This window comes from Bradyrhizobium centrosematis, assembly GCF_045571495.1.
In the GTDB taxonomy this organism is placed as follows: Bacteria; Pseudomonadota; Alphaproteobacteria; order Rhizobiales; family Xanthobacteraceae; genus Bradyrhizobium; species Bradyrhizobium centrosematis.
Genome location: NZ_CP120703.1, coordinates 4,302,711 through 4,318,483, shown reverse-complemented (window position 1 = coordinate 4,318,483; position 15,773 = coordinate 4,302,711). Strand labels below are relative to the sequence as shown.

Genomic DNA, 15,773 nt, shown 5'->3' with positions numbered 1-15,773 from the left:
AGGGAAATCCCCTGGTACAATGGCATGGCAAAAGTGGTCCGCAGCGCCGCATTCGATCCCCTCGCTTACGCCGGCGAGATGTCGGTGGGTTGATGTGAATCAAGCGCGCCCCCTCGAGGAGCATATTTTGTGTCAAGCGTGGTGGAGATGACTGCGGTTGCCCAACGCGGTTCCGAATACTTGGGGCAAGGTCGTGGCCGGTGCAGATGCCTGTCGTTTGCAGCGTGCGTTAGCGCCGCACGATCGAGCCGGCGCGGCCGATCAACCGGGCGAGCTGGCGGAAGCGGCTGCCGACGCGGTCGGCGACGAGGTCGACCAGCCGATGCTCGAACACCAGCATCAATTTGCGGCCCTGGCTGCGGAAATGCGTGGCGGGCAAGACGCCCGGGCGGGCCGCCGAGATCAGATGCGCGACACGGAATGCCGCGCCGAGCAGACGGGCGCGTTCGAGCTGTGTCGGCGTCAGCAGGCCCTGCATGGTGGTCGGTGGCTGGTTTTCCTCGCTGAGGCCCGCATAGCGATAGAACACTGAGAGGCCGACGAAGGCGCGCTCGGTGTGGGTGATCGCGCCGAAATTGCCATTGACGACGAGACTGAGCGTCTGCTCGCCGCGGTGATCGGGATGCACGCGCCAGCCGATGTCGGAGAGCAGGCACGCGGTGTGACGCAAGCGGCGATCCTCCTCGGTCTCGCGCAGCTTCACCACGCGCGCGAGGCGATCGGTCCAGGCGATCAGCTCGTGGGCATGCTTCGCCGATCGTGACAGCAGCTGGTTCAGCTCTTCCGCTGCGCAGATCAGGCCGTCCTTGTTGCGTTCCGCCTCCGCCAGCTTCTCGTGCAGCAGGCCCTCGCGCACGCCGAAGGTCGAGAACACGATGGTCTTCGGCTTCGCCACGCGGATGATGTGCTCGAGCACCAGCGCCGCATAGGTGAGGAGCGGGCGGCGCGCATCGGCGACGATCTCGATGTCGGCGAGCATGTTCGCGGCCGCCAAGCGCCGCAGCCTGCGGGAAAAGTCGAGTGCTTCGGCCGCGGACAGCGAATAGCCATGCATCACCTGCAGCGGATAGCCGCTCTGGATGATGTGAATGCGCGCGAGCGCGCGCCAGGTGCCGCCGACCGCGTAGAAGGTGCGGCCGCGGCCCGCAGTGAGCTGCGGCACCTCGTCGAGCTCCTCGCGCACGATGCGGTCGGCGCGCTTGAGCGATTTGTGCGCGAGATCCTGGAGCGCGAGTCCGCCGAGCGGCAGCGTCACGCCGCTGCGCACGCTGTTCTTGCGCACATCGATCAATTCGAGCGAGCCGCCGCCGAGGTCCCCGACGATGCCGTCGGGATGATGAATGCCGGAGATGACGCCGAGCGCCGACAGCCGCGCCTCGCGCGGACCCGACAGGATCTCGATCTTGACGGCGCAGATGCGTTCGGCCTTGGCGATGAAATCCGGGCCGTTGGAGGCGTCGCGGCAGGCGGCAGTGGCGATCGCGAACACGCGTCCGACCTGCATCACGCGACACAGCGCGCGAAAGCGCTTGAGCGAAGTCAGCGCCTTGTCGACGGCATCGGGCGCGAGCAGGCCGGTGCTCTGCACCTCACGCCCGAGGCCGCACAGCGTCTTCTCGTTGAAGATCGGAATGAGACTCCGCGTCAGTCCCTCGTAGACCACGAGACGGACCGAGTTGGAGCCGATGTCGATGACCGCGACGCTGGAGCCGCGCTTGCGCGGCCGCTTCACGTCGGAAATCCCCGATCAGGATTGATGGCGTTCGTTCCGGCGCGTGAGACGACGCGGAGAGGATTCCTTGAGCGACTTTCCACGGCCAGACAGACTCGGATTTGTCATGAAGTAGTTGTGGACGTTGAAAGGCTCCTCGCCCTTCGCGGCCTTCATACGCGTTGAGGACCCGTCCGGCAACAATTGCCAGCTCTGCTCATTGTCTTTCAGGTTGGCGACCATGATCTGTTCGAGAACCTGCTGATGCACCGTGGGATTTTGCAGCGGACACAGCACCTCGACGCGGCGATCGAGGTTGCGTGGCATCATGTCGGCGGACGAGATATACACAGCCGCTTTGGCACTCGGCAGACCCTGGCCCATGCCGAAGCAGTAGATTCGGCCGTGTTCCAGGAAGCGTCCGATGATCGACTTGACGCGGATGTTCTCGGACAGGCCGGGAATGCCGGGACGCAGGCAACAGATACCGCGCACCACGAGCTCGACCTGCACGCCGGCCTGGGACGCCTCGTACAGCGCGTCGATGATGTCAGGGTCGACCAGCGCATTCATCTTCATCCAGACCGCACCGTGCCGGCCGTGCCGCGCATGCGCGGTCTCGCCCTGGATGTGCTCGATGATGCGCTTGCGCAGGGTCAAGGGCGACACCGCCATCTTTTCCAGATCGCTCGGCGCGGCGTAGCCGGTGATGAAATTGAACACGCGTGCGGCATCGCGGCCAATGGTCGGATCAGAGGTGAAGTAGGAGAGGTCGGTATAGATGCGTGCCGTGACCGGGTGATAGTTGCCGGTGCCGGTATGGACATAGGTGGTAAGGCTGCCGCCCTCGCGGCGCACCACCATCGAGAGCTTCGCATGCGTCTTCAGTTCGAGGAAGCCGTAGACGACCTGCACGCCGGCGCGTTCGAGATCGCGCGCCCAGCGGATGTTGGCTTCCTCGTCGAAGCGCGCCTTCAGCTCGATCAGCGCCGTGACGGATTTGCCGGCTTCGGCCGCTTCCGCGAGCGCGCGCACGATCGGCGAGTTGTTGGAGGTGCGGTAGAGCGTCTGCTTGATCGCGACAACATCGGGGTCGCGCGCGGCCTGCTGCAGGAACTGCACGACCACGTCGAAGGATTCGTAGGGGTGATGGACGACGAGATCCTTCTGACGGATCGCGGCAAAGATGTCGCCGCCGTGCTCGCGCACGCGCTCCGGGTGGCGCGGCACGTAAGGCGTGAATTCGAGGTCGGGACGGTCGAGGCGGGTGAGCTGCGAGAGCTCGTTCATCGCCTGCACGCCGTCGACCAGGAAGACCTCGTCATCGGCGGCCGACAGCGCGTGCTGAACGAAGCTGCGCAGCTCCTCCGGCATCTTGGCGTCGATCTCGAGCCGGATCACCGATCCGCGCCGGCGGCGCTTGAGCGCCGTCTCGAACAGGCGGACGAGGTCTTCCGCCTCTTCCTCGATTTCGAGCTCGGAGTCGCGGATGATCCGGAAGGCGCCCTGGCCGTGCAGATTGTAGCCGGGGAACAGGCGGTTGATGAACAGGGAGGTCGCCTGTTCCAGCGAGATCAGGCGAACGATCTTGCTGTCGGCCGGCAGGCGTATGAAGCGGTCGATCTTGCCGGGCATGCGGATCAGCGCGTTCATCTGCTTGCCGTCAGCCGCACGCGTGAGCTGGAGCGCGATGGTGAAGCCGAGGCTCGGGATGAACGGGAAGGGGTGGGCCGGGTCGATCGCCAGCGGGGTCAGCAGCGGGAACACGTTGTTGAGGAAGTAGTCCTCGATCCAGGTCCGTTCCGCCTTGGTGACGTCCTTGCCATCGACCAGCACGATGCCGACATCGGCCAGCGTGCCGCGAAGGTCGCGCCAGATCGCCTGCTGGTCGGAGGCCAGTTCGGAGACGGTGCGGTTGATCAGCGCGAGCTGCTCGGACGGGGTCAGGCCATCGGGGCTGCGTTCGGCAATGCCCTCGCGCACCTGGGCCTTGATGCCGGCGACGCGGACCATGAAGAACTCGTCGAGGTTATTCGCGGAAATCGACAGGAATCGCACCCGCTCCAGCATGGGGTGGCTGGGATTGACCGATTCCTCGAGGACGCGGCGGTTGAAATGCAGCCACGACAGCTCGCGGTTGATGAACCGCTCGGGGCTCGATGCGATTGCCGGCAGACCCTCGGCTTCCGGAGCTTTTTCTTTAGTTTCAACAGCTTGCGCAGAGTCCATCAGAAGTCGGTCCATCCTGTCTCGCCTCACCTTGCGACCTACGCGCAAAACCCGCGGGAGCATGTGTTAGAGCGATGACGTTTCGATGACATTGATGTTCCGCGGCCTCTCGGCGTCAAGCGGCGTTCGCGCAGGCCCCCTTGGCGCCGGCGGGGCGGGGCTCAGGCATCCCGGAGCAGCTCGGCGGCGAGCGCCCTGGTGACGGGGCGGCCGAGCCGGAGGGCCTCGCTGTCGAGCAGTTCCACGGCCTGGCGGGCGGCGGCCGAGGACCGCTCCAGCCGGTTGGCGAGATAACCGACCACGCTCTCGTCCACGGTGAGCTGGCGGTCGGCGCAGAATTTGACGATCAGGCCGCGGAAGAGCTGGTCGTCGGGCGGCAGCAGCGTGACGACGGGCACGGCGCGCAGACGCGAGCGCAGGTCGCGCAGCTCGATCTGGAGCGAAGCCGGGACCTCGCGTCCGGTGAAGAGCACGTAGGCGCCGTCCTCGCGGGCGAGATTCATCAGGTGGAAGAGGGCGCGTTCGTCGAAATTCCCGGCCCTGAGATCCTCGACCACCAGCGCACCGGTGGCGAGCGCGCCTGGAACGCTTGCGGCGGTTAGCCCATTGGCCGCGGTCGAGCGGGCGCCTGCCATTTCAGCCCAGATCGCGGCGAGGTGGCTCTTGCCGCTGCCCTCCGGGCCCGCCAGCCACATGATCCGGTTCGGCCATTCCGGCCAGCTGTCGATCAGGGCGAGACCGGCCGCGTTGGCGGGGCCCTCGAGGAAGTTGTCCCGGCTGAGGCTCTCCGCATGCGGAAGCGCAAACGCCAATTGTCGGGGATGGACGCGGCCTGCCACGCTTGCTTTGCTCCATGCCGGCGCGCCGGCCCGTTTGAAGAGAATTCGACTTAATCGAGCGGAGTTGGCCCTTTGCAAGGCGCTTCCCCGCTCATTTGGCCTCGATCGTGCTCATGTGCCGCAGCCACTCGACGAGATAGAGCGACACCGAGGAGAGCGTGAAGACCGTGACGAGGCCCATCAGGATGATATCATAAGGGGCCGGCTTGAAGCCGAAGGCAAGCGCGGCCAGCACCAGGGCCGCGAACGCCACTTGTGCGACCGTGTTGAGCTTGGACACTTTCGACGGCTTCATTTCGACGGGGCGGTCGAACAGCCAGGATACGATCACGGCGGCGACGATCATGATGTCGCGCGAGACCACCAGGATCACGATCCAACGCGGAATCGCGCCCCAGATCCCGAGCGCCATGTAGATCGAGACCAGCAGGGCCTTGTCCGCAAGCGGGTCGAGCAGGGCCCCGAGCTCGCTCGTCATGTTGAAGCGCTTGGCCAGGAAGCCGTCCACGGCGTCGCTGATACCGGCGATCAGGAAGACGGCGAACGCGACCTCCATTTGGCTCGACACGATGGCCCAGACGATGATCGGGACCAGCATGATGCGGCCCAGCGTAATGATATTCGGAATACTCACGAAAGCGCTTCCCGGCACCCGGTCTGACCTCGAATCCGGCCCCCTGGGAGGCTGAACCGGTTGATATCTACATAGTATAGGGCGGTGCGCCATGCGAGCCATTGCGCGTCCCCGGAATTCGACGTAACCAGCCGCAAACCCACTGGAAATCGGGCATGACCGACCGCAAAAACGGCCTCACTTACGCCGATTCAGGCGTCGATATCGACGCCGGCAACCGCCTGGTCGATTTGATCAAGCCGATGGTGCGGGCCACCGCGCGTCCCGGCGCCGCCGCCGAAATCGGCGGCTTCGGCGGCCTGTTCGACCTCAAGGCGGCCGGTTTCAAGGACCCCATCCTGGTCGCCGCGACCGACGGCGTCGGCACCAAGGTCAAGATCGCGATCGAGACGGGGCTGCACGGCGGGATCGGCATCGACCTCGTCGCCATGAGCGTCAATGACCTCGTGGTGCAGGGCGCCGAGCCGCTGTTCTTCCTGGACTATTTCGCCTGCGGCAAGCTCGACCCGGAGGCCACGGCGGCGATCGTCGCGGGCGTCGCGGAGGGTTGCCGGGAGTCCGGCTGCGCTCTGATCGGCGGCGAGACCGCCGAGATGCCCGGCCTCTACAAGGACGGCGATTACGACCTCGGCGGCTTTGCCGTCGGCGCCGCCGAGCGCGGTACGCTGTTGCCGCGCAAGGACATTGCGGTGGGTGACGCGGTGATCGGCCTCGCCTCGTCAGGCGTGCATTCCAACGGCTTCTCGCTGGTGCGCAAGATCGTCGAGCAGTCGGGCCTCAGCTTCGAGGCGCAGGCGCCGTTCGCGCCGGTGATGACGCTCGGCGGTGCGCTGCTGACGCCGACCAGGCTCTATGTCAAATCCTGCCTGCGCGCGATCCGGGAGACCGGCGCGGTGAAGGGGCTCGCCCACATCACCGGCGGCGGTTTCACCGACAACATTCCGCGGGTGCTGCCGAACAACCTCGGCGTCGGCATCGATCTGGCGCGCCTGCCGGTGCTGCCGGTGTTCAAATGGCTGGCCGCGCAGGCCGGCATCGCCGAGCTGGAAATGCTGCGCACCTTCAACTGCGGCATCGGCATGATCGCGATCGTCGAGCCGGACAAGGTCGACAAGGTGGTCGAGGTCTTCACCAATGCCGGCGAGACCGTGGCGCAGCTCGGCACCGTGATCCCGGCCGAGGGCGAGCACCGCGTCGTCTATAACGGCCACCTCGACATGGCGCTGTGATGACCGGCGCCGTGATGAAGCGCCGCGTCGCCATTCTGATCTCCGGTCGCGGCTCCAACATGGCCGCGCTGATCAAGGCCGCAAGCGCTGCGGATTTTCCGGCCGAGATCTCGCTCGTCATTTCGAACAGGACTGATGCGCTCGGGCTCGAGCGGGCCAAGGCGAGCGGCGTCAATACGCGGGTGATCGAGAGCAAGCCGTTCGGCAAGGATCGGGCCGGTTTCGAGAAAGTGCTGCAGGCCGCGCTCGACCAGCATGGCATCGAGCTGATTTGCCTCGGCGGCTTCATGCGTCTGTTCACGGCCGAGTTCACCAAGGCCTGGTATGGACGGATGCTCAACATCCATCCCTCGCTGCTGCCATCCTTTCCGGGCCTCGACCCGCACGGCCAGGCCTTGCGTGCCGGCGTAAAGCTGTCCGGCGCAACGGTGCATTTCGTGATCCCCGAGACCGATGCCGGCCCGATTGTGATGCAGGGCGCAGTTCCCGTCGGCGACCACGATACCGCCGACACACTGTCGGAGCGCATCCTCGAAGTCGAGCACCGCATCTATCCCGAAGCGCTGCGGCTGCTCGCCACCGGCAAGGTCCGCATCGAGGGCGATGTCTGCAGGACGGAGGGGAGCGCGGCGTCGGAGAATTTTCTGATTGCGCCGGTGGTGAGCTGAAGCGCGTAGCCTCGCGGCCGGTCTTGCCAAACAAAATCCCCCGGCAGAGCCGGGGGCAACATCATGATTTCCCACATGTCGTGAGGGATATCAGGAGACCTTGAGATTCTCCGCGGATGTTTTGCCGCGGTTCTCCACGAGGTCGAATTCAACCACCTGGTTCTCGTTGAGGGTGGAGAGTCCGGCACGCTCGACTGCGGAGATATGGACGAACACGTCCTTGTCGCCGCCGTTCGGCTTGATGAACCCATAGCCCTTGGTCGGGTTGAACCATTTGACGGTGCCCTTTTGCGGCATCGCTAGTCTCCTCCACTAGATAGAAAAAAGACGCGGCCGCTTTTTCGCGTGCCACGCCACAAACGGGCTTTCGGAAGTCTGTTCAGATCTCAACGTCACGAAACGCACAGCCAAGCGGCCAATTCCGATTGTGTCCGATATTGCAACATGAAAATCGCGCGTTAGCAAGCCGCGCCCGATTTTCAAGAACCTGGGCGGGTACCATCGTCTGCTATTTGCGACCTGTGGCCGGGGAACCACAATGGTGGGCAATAGGCTCGGTGGCAGCGCGCCAAGCGGTTGACCCTCCGTGGCAGTTCGGCACAAATCGCCGCACACGTGCGCGGCGCGTGTTGCATTTTTGCGGACCGCCATTGGCTTCGGGATTTGTCGTCATGCGCTGCAGCTCGCAGCCTTCCGGGACACGGCCGACGATCAGGCTCGATCGCGTCCGCCGGGTCGCCGCAGCGATCGCAATGGCGTTTGCGATCGTCGTGACGATGGCGGCCGCATCGCCGGTCCTGGCGCAAAGCCCGACGCCCACCCCGACCCCGACGCCCACGCCGTCACCGACCCCGATCCCGATGCCATCGCCGACCAATTACGACCAGTCGATCGGCAACAGCGCGCTCGATCTCGGCTCCAATTTCCTGGAGCGGCTCGGCAACCAAGCATCCGGCGGTGTCAACCGGGCGTTCCGGACCAATCCCGGCGGCGGCGGTGCATCGGCGAGCACCGAAGATCCGCGCTACCGCACCTGGTTCGAGGGCTACGGCATCTCGGTCCGAGCCGATCCGCAAGGGGATTTCGTCGGCGACAAGCGCAAGACGGTTGGCGGCGTCGCCGGCTTTGGCGTGCGCGTGGCTCCGGGCGTCAATCTTGGCTTCTCCGTCGACCAGAGCCACACCGACGTCGATGTGCCGCTGGCGCTGCAGTCGGCCACGCTCGACTTGACGCAAATCGGCTTCAACGGCTCGGTCGACAAAGGGCCGTGGACCTCGGCCTTCGCCCTGGTGCACGGCTTGGGCAAGGTCCGCTCCAGTCGCGACACCGGCCTCGGCCTTGCGACTGCGGGCTATCGTGCCGCAATCGACGGGGCGCTGACCGAGATCAGCTATTACTGGACCAAGGACCAGATGCGCATCGTGCCCAAGGGCGCACTGGAATATGTGCGCGCCACCAGTGCGGCGTTCCAGGAGACGGGCGGCCTCGATCCGCTCAATGTCGGCTCGACGACGCTGTCGCGCGCACGCGTCATGATCGGGGCGGAGATCGGCCGCTACTTCATCATCGACCAGAGGATCCTGGACCTCTCCGCCTACGGCAAGTTCGTCGACAATTTCCACCAGGACCTCGGATCGATCCAGGTCAGCCTGGGGACCCAGAGCATCGTCGTTCCCGGCATCGGTGAGAGCCGTTACGGCGCGGATGCGGGCGCCTCGGCTTCGCTCAGCCTGACCAACGTGGCGCGGCTCTACGTCAATTACGACGGCAAGTTCCGCAGCCAGCTGACGTCGCACCAGGGCACGGTCGGCTTCGAATATCGGTGGTGAGCGGAGGCTAAAGCAGGATGAGTTTTGGTGGAATCGATGTGCGCTCAGGGCTTGCTTCACCTCTCCCGCAGGGAGAGGTGAAGTACCGAGAGCCCGCGGAATCCAATTTCATCATGCTCTAGCGCCATTTCCGCTCCGATGCGATCGGGGCGGGGCTCTACATTCTTGTTCGACGCGTTTTCTTCAGGCGAACCGGATCCACTTCGCTCGAAAACGCTCTCGCCCCGCGCCTATGTCGGGGTCGCCGCGACATATCCTGCGACCCCAAACCCCTCGCGCGCGGCCGTCATCATTGGCACCAGCGCGTTCGGGTGGATGAACTCGTCGCGGAAGCAGGGATAGGTCCTGGGATCGAAGATCTTCTTCAGCCAGTCCACCACGATCTTGTGGCGCTCGGAGGTCCGGAACTCCCGGTGATAGGTCAGCCAGAGATCGGCGTGGTGGCTGACGCCGAGATCGACGGCGATCAGCGGTGCGCCGAGCGCGATCGAGACCGTCGGTAGGAAACCGATGCCGGCGCCGCGCTCGACGGCATAGAGCACGCCGACAGAGGAATTGGTCTTGATCCCGACGACGCCCTCGAGCGACTTCAGTCCCAGCACGCGGGCATAGGCGCCGTCGTCGACCTGCGGCGCACTCTGCTTGATGATGCGGTGGTTCTTCAGCTCCGCCAGCGTCGCCGGCACGCCGTAGAGGTTCTCGTACTCCTTGGAGACGAAGGGGTAGATGTGGAGACGGCCGAGCTTGGCGACGATCAGGTCGGGATTGGTCGGCGGCTCGAGCTGGATCGCGATGTCCGATTCAAGCCGTGCGACGTCGGCCTGCTCCATCGCGCAGCGCAGATCGACGGTGATCCTGCGGTAGGTTTTCTGGAAGTCGATCAGTCGCGGCAGGATCCAGAAATTGCCAGGCCCCTCCGTCACCGCGACGCGCACGGTGCCCGCCGTGTCGTTGGACGATCGCGCGGCGCGGCGGAAGACGTTGAACGCATGACGCTCCATATGCGCAACGTCCGCGATCATCGCGGTGCCTTCATCGCTAAGCGTGAGCCCGCTCTGGTCGCGCAGGAACAGCTTGCAGCCGATGCTCTCTTCGAGCCGGTCGATCCGCCGCATCAACGTGGTGGAGGTCAGCCCGAGCTCCTCGGCGGCGTTGCGAAAACTTTTATATTTTGCGCAAGCTAAAAACAGCTTCAAATCGTCCCAGGACGCGTCCAGGATTTCTTCACGGTGCTGCGTCACCGCAGCACCCCGGTGCAATAACTGCTGCATACTCCTGATCCCCAGCCGCTAAGCTCATCGGCATAGCGGGGCACGAAAGCCTCGAACGATAGAGGCGTGATATGTGTATGGAAAGGGGCTCGTTTGCCGCAAGGCATGATTTCGATGCCTTGCCGCTGAGCTCGGATGTCGATGTGCGCTGCGCGCAATTTGCCGAAATTGCCGCACTTGCGGAAATGGCGCACCGGCTGGTGCCGGGCGTGCGGATCGGGGCAGACGAGCTTGCGCGATACTTCGCGTTCGATCCGCAGAGCATCCTGACGTTCAGCCGGAAGGGCCGGCTCGTCGGCGGCATGGCGTTCCTGTTTCTCAACGACCGCGGGCACGATGCGCTGCTGCTCGATGAGATCTGCCTCACGGCGCCAGAGGCGCATTATCTGGCTTCCGCGAAGGAAGATGTCGCCGCCATCTATATCTGGGCGATCGCGACGACGGGGCGTGGCATCGCTGGTCTCGGCAAGGCTGCGGCGCATCTGAGACAGCTAAGGTTTCGCGGCGCGGATTGCTATGCGCAGCCGTCAACGGAGGCCGGACGGGACATCATGAAGGCGACCGGCTTCGTGCCGGTCCCGAGCTTCCAGCCCGACCTCTGGTGCTACGAGCGCCCCTGGCATCGGCAGCCGATGCGCATGCCGGGCGCGATCATCCAAGCAAGGAGTTTTGCAGATGCACGGTACTAGGATTCCTGTCGCCAAGCCCTGTTCCCGCGCCATCACGATCCGGCTTGCGCGCGATCCAAGCGATCTCATGCTGGTCACCGCCATCCGCTCCGCGGTCTATCTCGCCGAGCAGGATTGTCCGTTCGAGGAGGAATTCGACGGCAACGACATGGTAGCGGCGCATTTCATCGGCTTCGTCGGCAACGAGCCTGCGGGCTGCTTGCGGGTGCGCTTCTTCGGCGATTTCGCCAAGGTGGAGCGGCTTGCGGTGCGACACCAATATCGGCGCTCGCGCGTCTCGTTCAAGCTGGTGCAGGCGAGCGTCGACTATGTGAAGCGCAAGGGCTTTCGCAAGATCTACGGTCAGGCGCAGGACAGGCTGGTCGATTTCTGGGCACATTTTGGCGCCAAGCCGCTCGGCCACAATCGCAAGATCACTTTCTCGGACTTTTCCTACACGGAGATGCTGCTGGAGATCGAGCCGGGCCCGGATGCGATCACGCTGGACAGCGATCCCTATGTGATCATTCGTCCCGAGGGCGATTGGGACCGGCCGGGCGTGCTCGACGCCTCGGCAGGACGTGCGGTGACCTCACCGCTGCGCGACCTCGCGCTCGCCGACCGCTGAAATTGGTGCAGCCCTGCGCAAGACAATGCTGGATTCCATCCACGATGATCCGCCGATCCTGGTCTGCGCGGATCTCCAGATCGAATATCTGACCCCCGGGCGTCGTCACGTCATCCTCGACGGCGACGCCGCAACGGCGCGCTGCCTGGAACTCCTGACGCTGTGGCGCGGCAATCTGTGGCCAGTGATGCATCTGAAGCGCATCGCGCAGGCGGCCTGGTTCAATCCGGCATCCAGGCTGACCGATTGGATCGCGGAGACCAAGCCGCGGCCGGGAGAGCTGACATTCGAGCACCCGCTGCCGTCTGCATACAGCTCGTCGCGGTTTGTGGACTACATGTCCAATATCCGCAGTGTGCGCAGTATTCTGATTGGTTTTTCCCTGGACGAAACCATTTTGGCCACCGCCGTCGACGGGTTTCATCGCAGCCATCGCTTCCAGGTGGTCGCTGATGCCGTGGCTTGCCGGCAGCCGGGAGCGGGCGATGCCGCCGCCTATAAGCACGCGGTAGTGAATGTCATCGGGAATTTTGCTACAATCCAGTCCAGCGCCGAGCTGATCAGAACCAGCGGCGTCGTTGCAGCGTAAGCGGCTGCGACCGGTGGACGGGGTGAGAGATTGTCACGGGGAGACGAGCTCAAGGAGCTGGCGAGCGATCTGTCGCATGCCGCCGAGAAGGCGCGCAGGCTTGGCCTGCCGACGACGGTCTACCTACTCTCGATGGCGCTGGTGGAGGTGAGGGAGGCCGCCGCCGGCGCCGACGATGGGCATGACGACGACGCGGCGTGAGAGCTGCCTCGAATTCGGCTCTGTCCGGTGCGGTCATGTCACGTGCGGCTGCGGTCTGCGCGGCTGTGCTATCTGCGGCTATGTCATCTGCGGCCTTGTGCAACGCTGCTGAGCGCTTGCTGCCGACGAATTGGCGTTGCAAGTTCTGCGCTGTCGCAATAGCCAAGGTAGCTGATCATCGAGTGATGACGCCGGCTACGCTCGCGACATGACGCTTTCAAGGATCTTCGCAAATGTCCATGCTGCCCAATTCGCAAGAGGCCCGGGATGTGGCCTACCAGCTCCATCCCTACACCAACGCGCGCACGCATCAGCAGGCTGGCCCTCTGGTGATCGAACGCGGCGACGGTCCCTACGTCTTCGACGCGTCCGGCAAGCGCTATTTCGAGGCGATGGCCGGCCTGTGGAGCGTCGGGCTCGGCTTCAACGAGAAGCGGCTGGTCGAGGCCGCCCACAAGCAGATGCAGGCGCTGCCATTCTATCACACGTTCTCCGCCAAGTCGCACGGGCCCTCGATCGACCTCGCCGAGAAGCTGGTTGCGCTCGCGCCGGTGCCGATGAGCAAGGTGTTCTTCACCAATTCCGGCTCGGAAGCCAACGACACCGTGCTGAAGCTGATCGCCTATCGCTCCAACGCGCTCGGCCAGCCGCAGCGCAAGAAGGTGATCAGCCGCCTGCGCGCCTATCACGGCGTCACTATCGCCTCGGCCAGTCTCACCGGGCTGCCCAATAATCACCGCTCGTTCGACCTGCCGCTGCCGAACATCCTGCACACCGGCTCGCCGCATTTCTACAAGGACGGCGCGCCGGGCGAGAGCGAGGAGGCGTTCGCAACGCGCCGGGCCGAGGAGCTCGACGCGCTGATCCAGAAGGAGGGGCCCGACACCATCGCGGCCTTCTTCGGCGAGCCCGTGATGGGGGCGGGCGGCGTCATCGTGCCGCCGGCGACCTATTGGGACAAGATTCAGAAGGTGCTCAAGAAGTACGACATCCTGCTGGTCGCCGACGAGGTGATCTGCGGTTTCGGCCGCACCGGCAAGATGTTCGGCTGCGAGACCTACGGCATCAAGCCGGATGCGATGGTGGTCTCCAAGCAGATCACCTCGAGCTATTTCCCGTTGTCGGCGATCATGCTGAACGAGCGCATGTTCGAGCCGATCGCCGACGAGAGCAACAAGATCGGCGTGCTCGGCCACGGCTTCACCGCCGGCGGCCATCCGGTCGGCTCGGCCATCGCACTCGAAAACCTCAAGATCATCGAGGAGCGTGGCTTGGTCGCGCATGCCGCCGAGCTCGGCGGCTATATGCAGGGCCGCTTGCGCGAGCTCGCAAGCCACCCGCTGGTCGGCGAGGTCCGCGGTGTCGGCATGATCGCTGCGATCGAGCTGGTGCTCGACAAGGGCCGCAAGACAGCGGCCGCGACGCCCGGCGCGGTCGGCGGCATCGCCAGCCGCATGCTCCAGGAGCGCGGAGTGATTTCGCGCAACATGCTGGACGCCATCGCCATCTGCCCGCCGCTGATCGTCGACAAGACCCAGATCGACGACCTGGTCACGTCGATCTCGGGCGTGCTGAACGACATGAAAAGCGAAGTGGCGAAGCTGACGCCGGCGTAGGAGCGCGATCTCTCCTCGTCATTGCGAGGAGCCCTTGCGACGAAGCAATCCAGACTGTCTCCTCGGAAAGACTGGATTGCTTCGCTGCGCTCGCAATGACGATGTGGAAGCAGAGAGCCCTACGCCCGCTGCACCCCGATCACACGGCCTTTCTCGATCGCCAGGGCCAGCTCGCCGCGTTTCAGCTTCAAGGCGGCATCGCCGAACAGCTCGCGGCGCCAGCCGCGCAAGGCGGGGACGTCGGCCTCATCATCGGCCGCGATCTCCTCGAGATCGTCGACCGTCGCGATCACCTTGCTGGCGACCGCGTGGCGCTCGGCGGTCATGCGCAGCAACACCTTCAAGAGCTCGACGATGGCCGCGCCATTGGAATTGTTGCGCGGCTTCTCCAGCTTCGGCAGCGTGGAAAAATCCCGCGCCAGCCCGCGCTCGACTGCGGCGACGATGTCCGCGCCCCATTTCGACTTCTCGAACCCCTTCGGCACCGAGCGCAGATGGGCGAGCTTTTCCAGCGTGGTCGGCGCGTGGGTCGCAATGTCGGTGACCGCCTCGTCGCGCAGCACGCGGCCGCGCGGCACGTCACGGCTCTGCGCCTCCTGCTCGCGCCAGGCCGCCACCTCCATCAGCACCGCGAGATCCTTCGGCTTGCGCACCCGCGTCTTCAGCCGTTCCCAGGCGCGCTCGGGATGGAAGTCGTAGGTCCTGGGCGAGGTCAGGACCTCCATCTCGATCGAGACCCATTCGCTGCGGCGGCGCTTCTTCAGATCGGCGTCGAGCGCTGCGAACACGTCGCGCAGATGCGTGACGTCGGACACCGCGTAATGCATCTGCTCCTTGGTCAGCGGCCGGCGCGACCAATCGGTGAAGCGGTGGGTCTTGTCCGGGCGGTGGCCGGTGACCTTCTCGACGAGGGCGTCATAGGCGATGCTGTCGCCGTAACCGAGCACCATCGCGGCGACCTGGGTGTCGAACACCGGATGCGGGATGATGCCCGCCTGGTGCCAGATGATCTCGATGTCCTGGCGGGCGGCGTGGAACACCTTCAGCACGCTCTCATTGGCCATCAGCTCGAAGAACGGCTTGAGGTCGATGCCGGCGGCCAGGGTGTCGATGACAACGGCTTCCTCGGCGCTGGCCATCTGCACCACGCACAGCAGCGGGTAGTAGGTGGTTTCGCGCAGAAACTCGGTATCGACGGTAATGACGGGGTGCTTGGCCAGCCGGCTGCAGGCAGCCGCGAGGTCAGCGGTGGTGGTAATCAAATCCATGAACGGCCCATGACACTTGGTATCAGCCGTTCTGCCGAAAGTGCTGTGATGTCAAGGGGCTCGATGCGAATTCGAGCCTTGCATTCGGTCCGGAATCGCTTTTTCCGACGAAATTCCTATTCGTAACGGATCCGGTGCGAGGATTTGCGGGCGCAAGGCAGCGCCACCACGACCACGCACATGGCAACCAGCGCCAGTCCCAGGAACTCGAAAACCAACAGATCCACGGCGAAATCTCCAGAAACATTGATAGATTTGTCGGGGGTGCGTTGAGGGTCTGTTAATGGCAATGGTTACCGGCGGCAGGCACGGCCGCATGGTGGACGCGGGGTTAATGGGATTCGGGCGCCCCAAACGATTTCGGCGCTCCGCTTGGCGGAACGCCGAATGATG

The 15,773-nt window shown here is 64.6% G+C and carries 15 protein-coding genes; 8 read left to right on the top strand and 7 right to left on the bottom strand.

The genetic code is table 11. The annotated features are described in order from the left end of the window. Window positions 1–229 precede the first annotated feature (229 nt). The 4 genes from ppx to P6U31_RS20840 all read right to left on the bottom strand — a co-directional run bounded on the left by ppx (window position 230) and on the right by P6U31_RS20840 (window position 5,413). Window positions 230–1,732 carry an exopolyphosphatase gene (gene ppx / locus P6U31_RS20855; RefSeq protein WP_407183556.1) on the bottom strand — a complete coding sequence of 501 codons (1,503 nt, stop codon included), beginning with the start codon at window positions 1,730–1,732 and terminating at the stop codon, window positions 230–232. Window positions 1,733–1,747: 15 nt separating this feature from the next. Beyond that, window positions 1,748–3,940, bottom strand: coding sequence for an RNA degradosome polyphosphate kinase (locus tag P6U31_RS20850; RefSeq protein ID WP_407189900.1), 2,193 nt, complete (start codon window positions 3,938–3,940; stop codon window positions 1,748–1,750). 161 nt (window positions 3,941–4,101) lie between these two features. Further along, window positions 4,102–4,779 (bottom strand): chromosomal replication initiator DnaA, encoded by a 678-nt coding sequence (locus tag P6U31_RS20845; protein WP_407183554.1) that lies wholly within the window; start codon window positions 4,777–4,779, stop codon window positions 4,102–4,104. Window positions 4,780–4,870: 91 nt separating this feature from the next. After that, window positions 4,871–5,413, bottom strand: coding sequence for a CDP-alcohol phosphatidyltransferase family protein (locus P6U31_RS20840; RefSeq protein ID WP_025035876.1), 543 nt, complete (start codon window positions 5,411–5,413; stop codon window positions 4,871–4,873). 155 nt (window positions 5,414–5,568) lie between these two features. On the opposite strand from P6U31_RS20840, the gene purM reads away from it, so the two are divergent. Together purM and purN are read left to right on the top strand one after the other, a co-directional pair. Next, window positions 5,569–6,642 (top strand): phosphoribosylformylglycinamidine cyclo-ligase, encoded by a 1,074-nt coding sequence (purM, locus tag P6U31_RS20835; RefSeq protein WP_407183553.1) that lies wholly within the window; start codon window positions 5,569–5,571, stop codon window positions 6,640–6,642. Between the two features lie 14 nt (window positions 6,643–6,656). After that, window positions 6,657–7,310 carry a phosphoribosylglycinamide formyltransferase gene (gene purN, locus P6U31_RS20830; protein WP_407189899.1) on the top strand — a complete coding sequence of 218 codons (654 nt, stop codon included), beginning with the start codon at window positions 6,657–6,659 and terminating at the stop codon, window positions 7,308–7,310. Between the two features lie 90 nt (window positions 7,311–7,400). On the opposite strand, the gene P6U31_RS20825 is transcribed toward purN, so the two are convergent. Further along, on the bottom strand, window positions 7,401–7,607 hold the full coding sequence (locus P6U31_RS20825; protein ID WP_122403548.1) for a cold-shock protein: 207 nt from the start codon (window positions 7,605–7,607) through the stop codon (window positions 7,401–7,403). A gap of 374 nt (window positions 7,608–7,981) precedes the next feature. Here P6U31_RS20825 and P6U31_RS20820 point away from each other — a divergent pair, with 374 nt between their 5' ends. After that, on the top strand, window positions 7,982–9,139 hold the full coding sequence (locus P6U31_RS20820; RefSeq protein WP_407183552.1) for an autotransporter outer membrane beta-barrel domain-containing protein: 1,158 nt from the start codon (window positions 7,982–7,984) through the stop codon (window positions 9,137–9,139). A 230-nt stretch (window positions 9,140–9,369) separates the two neighbouring features. Here the strand turns inward: P6U31_RS20820 and P6U31_RS20815 are convergent, their stop codons facing one another. Continuing rightward, entirely contained in the window at window positions 9,370–10,410 is a 1,041-nt protein-coding gene (locus P6U31_RS20815; RefSeq protein ID WP_407183551.1) for a LysR family transcriptional regulator, read from the bottom strand. A 71-nt stretch (window positions 10,411–10,481) separates the two neighbouring features. Between P6U31_RS20815 and P6U31_RS20810 the strand changes: the two genes are divergently transcribed. The 5 genes from P6U31_RS20810 (at window position 10,482) to P6U31_RS20790 (ending at window position 14,112) form a co-directional block, all read left to right on the top strand. Further along, window positions 10,482–11,099 (top strand): hypothetical protein, encoded by a 618-nt coding sequence (locus tag P6U31_RS20810; protein ID WP_407183550.1) that lies wholly within the window; start codon window positions 10,482–10,484, stop codon window positions 11,097–11,099. Next, complete coding sequence (locus tag P6U31_RS20805) at window positions 11,086–11,706, top strand: GNAT family N-acetyltransferase (protein WP_036000546.1); 621 nt, start codon at window positions 11,086–11,088, stop codon at window positions 11,704–11,706. Before P6U31_RS20810 ends, P6U31_RS20805 begins: the two co-directional genes overlap by 14 nt. Window positions 11,707–11,731: 25 nt before the next feature. Further along, entirely contained in the window at window positions 11,732–12,295 is a 564-nt protein-coding gene (locus P6U31_RS20800) for an isochorismatase family protein (protein WP_407183549.1), read from the top strand. A gap of 30 nt (window positions 12,296–12,325) precedes the next feature. Continuing rightward, window positions 12,326–12,496 carry a hypothetical protein gene (locus P6U31_RS20795; RefSeq protein WP_164718707.1) on the top strand — a complete coding sequence of 57 codons (171 nt, stop codon included), beginning with the start codon at window positions 12,326–12,328 and terminating at the stop codon, window positions 12,494–12,496. A 233-nt stretch (window positions 12,497–12,729) separates the two neighbouring features. Further along, window positions 12,730–14,112 (top strand): aspartate aminotransferase family protein, encoded by a 1,383-nt coding sequence (locus tag P6U31_RS20790; RefSeq protein ID WP_407183547.1) that lies wholly within the window; start codon window positions 12,730–12,732, stop codon window positions 14,110–14,112. 119 nt (window positions 14,113–14,231) lie between these two features. On the opposite strand, the gene rnd is transcribed toward P6U31_RS20790, so the two are convergent. Beyond that, the gene (gene rnd, locus P6U31_RS20785; protein WP_407183546.1) at window positions 14,232–15,380 is read right to left on the bottom strand and encodes a ribonuclease D; all 1,149 of its coding nucleotides are present in this window, start codon (window positions 15,378–15,380) and stop codon (window positions 14,232–14,234) included. Between the last annotated feature and the right edge of the window lie 393 nt (window positions 15,381–15,773).